This is a genomic window from Faecalicatena contorta, from assembly GCF_021531995.1.
Taxonomy (GTDB): domain Bacteria; phylum Bacillota; class Clostridia; order Lachnospirales; family Lachnospiraceae; genus Dorea_A; species Dorea_A contorta_A.
The window spans coordinates 1-5,419 of sequence record NZ_JAFBIZ010000150.1; the positions used below are offsets into that span (position 1 = coordinate 1).

4 protein-coding genes are annotated in these 5,419 nt (G+C 41.1%); 1 reads left to right on the plus strand and 3 read right to left on the minus strand.

What is annotated here, in order from left to right; genetic code table 11:
• The first annotated feature begins 28 nt into the window (after positions 1-28).
• Complete coding sequence (locus JQM82_RS14155; protein ID WP_235251044.1) at positions 29-913, plus strand: LysR family transcriptional regulator; 885 nt, start codon at positions 29-31, stop codon at positions 911-913.
• A gap of 41 nt (positions 914-954) precedes the next feature.
• Here JQM82_RS14155 and JQM82_RS14160 read toward each other — a convergent pair whose 3' ends face one another.
• The 3 genes from JQM82_RS14160 to JQM82_RS14170 form a co-directional block, all read right to left on the minus strand.
• Positions 955-2,184: an AI-2E family transporter gene (locus JQM82_RS14160; RefSeq protein WP_235251045.1), complete on the minus strand. Its 1,230-nt coding sequence runs from the start codon at positions 2,182-2,184 to the stop codon at positions 955-957.
• Positions 2,185-2,216: 32 nt separating this feature from the next.
• The gene (locus JQM82_RS14165; RefSeq protein ID WP_235251047.1) at positions 2,217-4,769 is read right to left on the minus strand and encodes a cation-translocating P-type ATPase; all 2,553 of its coding nucleotides are present in this window, start codon (positions 4,767-4,769) and stop codon (positions 2,217-2,219) included.
• A 348-nt stretch (positions 4,770-5,117) separates the two neighbouring features.
• On the minus strand, positions 5,118-5,419 hold a 302-nt coding region (locus tag JQM82_RS14170), incomplete at its 5' end, for a M24 family metallopeptidase C-terminal domain-containing protein (RefSeq protein ID WP_235251048.1).

Consider the following 5,419-nt stretch of genomic DNA (forward strand, 5'->3'; position numbering starts at 1 on the left):
ATTTTCATTATTATAGGGGAAAAATTTTATGGAAATCCGTCATATCCGATACTTTCTTGCTGTTTCCGAAGAACTAAATTTCACCAGAGCCGCTGAAAAGCTCTGTATGGCACAACCCCCTCTCAGCCGACAGATTCAGGATCTTGAGAATGAACTTGGTGCGAAACTTTTTATCCGAAAGCCACATGCCTTGCAGCTTACAGAAGAAGGTATCTTATTTAAACAATACGCCAGCCAGATTCTTGATCTGGTAAATAAATCAACGGAAGATATCCGGGAAATCAAAAGCGGTCTTCAGGGAACCTTATATCTGGCATCTGTAGAAGGACACGCACCCAGACTGCTTTCCGAATGGATCGCCGCATTTCATCGAAAATATCCCCATGTTCAATATAATCTCTGGAACGGTAATTCTGATGATGTTGTTAACCGCGTCACAAAAGGATTGTGCGAACTTGCCATAATTATGGAACCACACAATGCAGAAGGACTGGAATCTATACCCGTATATCAGGAACCATGGATTGCCATGATTCCTGAAGCTCATCCACTGGCGCATAATAAAAGCGCGACTCTTGAAGCCGCTGATCTGCTTCCGTATGATCTCATCATTCCTTCCCGGGCATCCAGGCTGGATGAGATTTACAGCTGGTTTCAATATACCGGACAAACACCCACCATTCGCTGTCGCATGGCGCATATGTTGAATGCCTATGAACTGGTACGCCAGGGGGTCGGTATTGCAATATATCCTTCATCTGCTGCGGATATTGCCAACTCAGATATATGTATAAAAGAAATAAAGAAACCAAGCGTTAAAGCATCCTACATTTTAATCTGGAACAAAAGCCATCACTTGTCACACATCGCTCAGGAATTTATTACATATATCCAATCCACTTTAATCAACTAAAATGGGGACGGGGAATTTTTAAAAATCCTCCGTCCCCTACTTTAATTTATGTCATCCGGATTGATGTTTCTTTGCTTTAATTTTAAGTATACAATTTCCCGGAACAATGCATACATTACAGATACCACAGGAATAAAGATCAACATTCCCTTTATTCCCATAAGACTTCCTCCGATACTGACTGCGGCAAGCACCCAGATTGACGGAAGTCCCACCGAATTTCCCACTACATGCGGATATATCAGATTTCCTTCTATCTGCTGCAGAATCAGAAACAAAATCACAAATATCAAAGCCTGCAGCGGATTCACCATAAAGATTAGAAAAGCGCCGACTGCACATCCAATAAACGCACCAAATATCGGGATCAATGCAGTAAATGCTATTAAGATTCCTATGAGCAATGCATATGGAAGACGGAGTATAGCCATCGTTACAGCAAACATTGTCCCCAGTATGATCGCCTCAAAGCACTGACCGGTAAGAAAACTGGAAAATGTTCGATAAGTCAGCGATATCACTTCCAGCACGGCCTCTGCCCGGCCTTTTCTCACAAATGCAAATAACACTTTTTTTGCCTGAATTCCAAGTTTTTCCTTCTGTACCAGTACATATATCGAGAAAGACAATGCTATGAAAAATGTCGACAATGCACTTATGATGCTTTTTGCGGTGTTAATCGTAGATTCTACTACATTTCCGGCTCCATTCCTTAAAAATCCTATACCGGCGTTCACAATCTTATTCCAGTCAAACTTCAGGCCATTGATCCATTCCATGATTTCTTTGTTATTGTGAAACCACCTGTCTGCACATTGCTGAATCGTAGGAATAAAATCCTGAATACTTTTTCCCAGATTAGAAAATGTATCCGCTAATTGCGGAATCAGAACAAACATGATAAATACAACGATTCCCATCACAACGGCAATCACAATCAGCAGACTGATAAAACGTGCCATCTTCCTCTGCCTGCCTGTTTTCTCAGGACAGCTGTTTCCCTTTATTTCCTCATTCTTATTTTCACTTTTATTTTCATATATCTCTGCATCAGTTCTTTCTTTTCTGTAAAACAGATGTCTCTCAACAAAACTCATCGGAACATTCAAGACAAATGCAATCGCTCCTCCAAGGACAAACGGATATATAATATTGAACACAAATCGAAATACTTGAATCACAACATCATATTTCCAAAAACACATGATAACCACAGCTGTGAATACAATCAGACCTTTTATTTTATGAATTGTTTCTTTATTTAACTCCATTTATACCTCCTGAAAAATGAGTATAATCCGATCTACCCCTTCTTTTTTACCAACTGACGTATCCACTTCAGCAACTGTATAATCGGAAGATTTAAAAGCGCCAGTCCATATACCGTAAGCAGCTGCTCCGTATTAAGACTTGCCACCTTGAATAACCCCTGCATTCCCGGAAGAACAAGCACTGCTGTAATAAGTGCCAGTCCCAGTAAAAATGCACCGATCAGATATATGTTATTAAATAATCGTTTTGTAAATATGATCGGACGATTGCTTTTGCAGTTAAATCCATGCACCAGACGGCTGGTACACAAGGTACCAAATGCCATTGTACTTGCAAGTACGGAATCTCCGTTCCGATAACCAATGAAAAATGCAGCCATTGTCATAATTCCGATAATCAGTCCCTCTGTTCCGATACTCGCAAGATACGATCCGGTAAGTATGGATTCATTCATCGGACGTGGTTTCTCCTTCATAACTTCTGTTGTATGCGGCTCCAGTCCCAGCGCAATAGCCGGAAGACTGTCTGTCAGAAGATTAATAAATAACAGATGAACCGGCGCAAACGGAACCGGAAGTCCTGTCACAGAGGCATATAACACTGCCAGAATTGCCCCAAAGTTGCCGGACAGAAGAAACTGGATTGAATTTTTTATATTCTGATATATATTTCTTCCATTTTCCACCGCTTTTACAATAGTTGCAAAATTATCATCTGTCAGAACCATGTCTGCCGCATCTTTTGCCACTTCGCTTCCGGTAATTCCCATGGCAACACCAATATTGGCCTGTCGAAGAGCCGGTGCATCATTGACTCCATCACCGGTCATGGCAACAATATTATCTCTTTCCTGCCATGCACGCACAATACGGATCTTATGTTCCGGAGATACTCTTGCATATACCGATACATTTTTTACAAATTCCCGAAGCTCTTCATCTGACATATTCTCAATGTCTGCTCCCTCACACGCCTCAGATTCTTCTTTCAGAATACCGATTCTTTTTGCAATTGCAGAAGCGGTAATCTTATGGTCCCCCGTAATCATGATCGGTTTAATTCCCGCCTTTATACATTCCGATACTGCATCTTTGGATTCCTCTCTGGGAGGATCCATCATCGCAATCAGTCCCAGGAATGTCAGCTCCTGTTCATCTTCATATGTCAGCTCTACGCCCTGTTCTGTTTCTTTATAGGCAAATGCCAGAACGCGAAGTCCGTCTCTTGAAAATTCCAGGTTCTGTCGCATAATCTTTTCCTGATCATCCTTCGTAAACTCTCTAACAGTATCGCCAATTCTGATCCGGGTCATGCGCTGTATCAGTACATCAACAGCACCTTTTACAATCATCAGATATCCCTCTTCCATCTCATGTGCTGTTGACATCAGTTTTCTGTCGCTGTCAAATGGAACCTCCGACTTTCTGGGATATTTTTCTCTGATCTCTGATGTTTTAAGTCCAAGATTACTGCCGAGATTAATCAGCGCAGTTTCTGTCGGATCTCCAATCTCCTGCTCGTTTTCATTTGTAGAATCATTACAGAGCATACTGAACTTTAAAAGCAGTCTCTGATTTTTATGATCCATATTGAGATCCGATGTTGGGATTCGTTTTTCATCTACATAATAATCCTCTACCGTCATTCGGTTCTGCGTAAGAGTACCCGTTTTATCAGAGCAGATAATTGACACACTTCCAAGCCCCTCCACTGCCTGAAGTTTTCGTATAATAGCATGTTCTTTTGCCATCTTCTGTGTCCCGAACGACAATACGATTGTAACGATAGAACTCAGTGCTTCCGGAATCGCAGCAACTGCAAGTGCGATTGCAAAGAGAAACGCATCTCCCGCAGAACCGCCCTGCCATACATTGACCCCAAATATGATTCCACAGAATATCAGGATGAGAATCGAAAGTTTTTTCCCGAAATCATCCAGATTAACCTGAAGCGGCGTTTTCTTCTCAGAAGTAGTCTTCAGAAGTCCGGCTATCTTTCCTACCTCCGTTTCCATTCCAATCTCTGTCACTTCATAGATTCCTCTTCCATATGTGACAAAGCTTCCGGAAAATACCCTGTTTGTCTGATCTCCAAGAGCCGCTCCTTCCGGAACTTCATCCAACGACTTTTCCACCGCAATACTTTCTCCCGTCAATGCACTTTCATCCACCTTAAGGCTTGCACATTCTGACAATTTTCCATCTGCCGGGATACAATCACCCGCTTCAATGATTACTTCATCTCCGATCGTTACCTCTCTGGATGGAATCTGAATCAGTCTTCCGTCACGCATAACCTTTGCTTCCGGTGCCGACATCTGCTTCAGACTCTTTAAAGACTGCTCTGCTTTTACTGTCTGCACCGTTCCGAGTATTGCGTTGATGGTAATTACAACAAAGATAACAACCGCACTTTCCGCATCCCCCATGATTCCTGATATAATCGCTGAGATGATCAGAATAATTACAAGAAAATCCCTGAACTGTTCTGCAAATATCTGCAATACGCTTTTCTTTTTTCCTTCTACTAATTCATTAAATCCATACTTTTCCTGATTATTTTTGGCTTGTTCACTTGTCAACATTCTTATTCTCCTTCCTGCTCTGACATCTATTACGAAAATAAAAAAAGAGACTTTTATTGCACATAAACTACATGCAATAAAAGTCTCACCATTTCATTACGATACGGATGAATCATCATCGTATTGACGTCATCGTAAACACCCATCATACACAGACGGATGCCAGTTACTCCCTCTTATTATTTAATAATATACGAAAATTTATTACTCTTGTCAATTTGTATTTTATAAAATATATTAAAAATTTTTATAAAATACATTAAAAAAACGAATGTGCTTTCCTGACAAATTCAGAAAAGCACATCCAACTGAAGGGTATATGTCAATCAAATAATCAAATTGTTATAATCAGATCGCTCTTGTATACTTTTTCAGCCACTCTTTCTCTTCTTCTTCCAGATACGGAGACACTTTTTCATATACCAGGGCATGATATTCATTCAAAAGACGTTTTTCTTCTTCTGACATCATCTCCGGCATGATTGCATCCAGATCCATCGGTATCAGAGTGATTGGCTCAAAGTGATTATTCCGGGTCTCCGGCCCACCCATGCCGCAGTTTAGCGCAGTCAGACCGCGCATCAGCCCATTTGATACAATCCGCGTTTCGGCACATGCCGATCGCAGATCAGTCCATTTATTAACTCTTA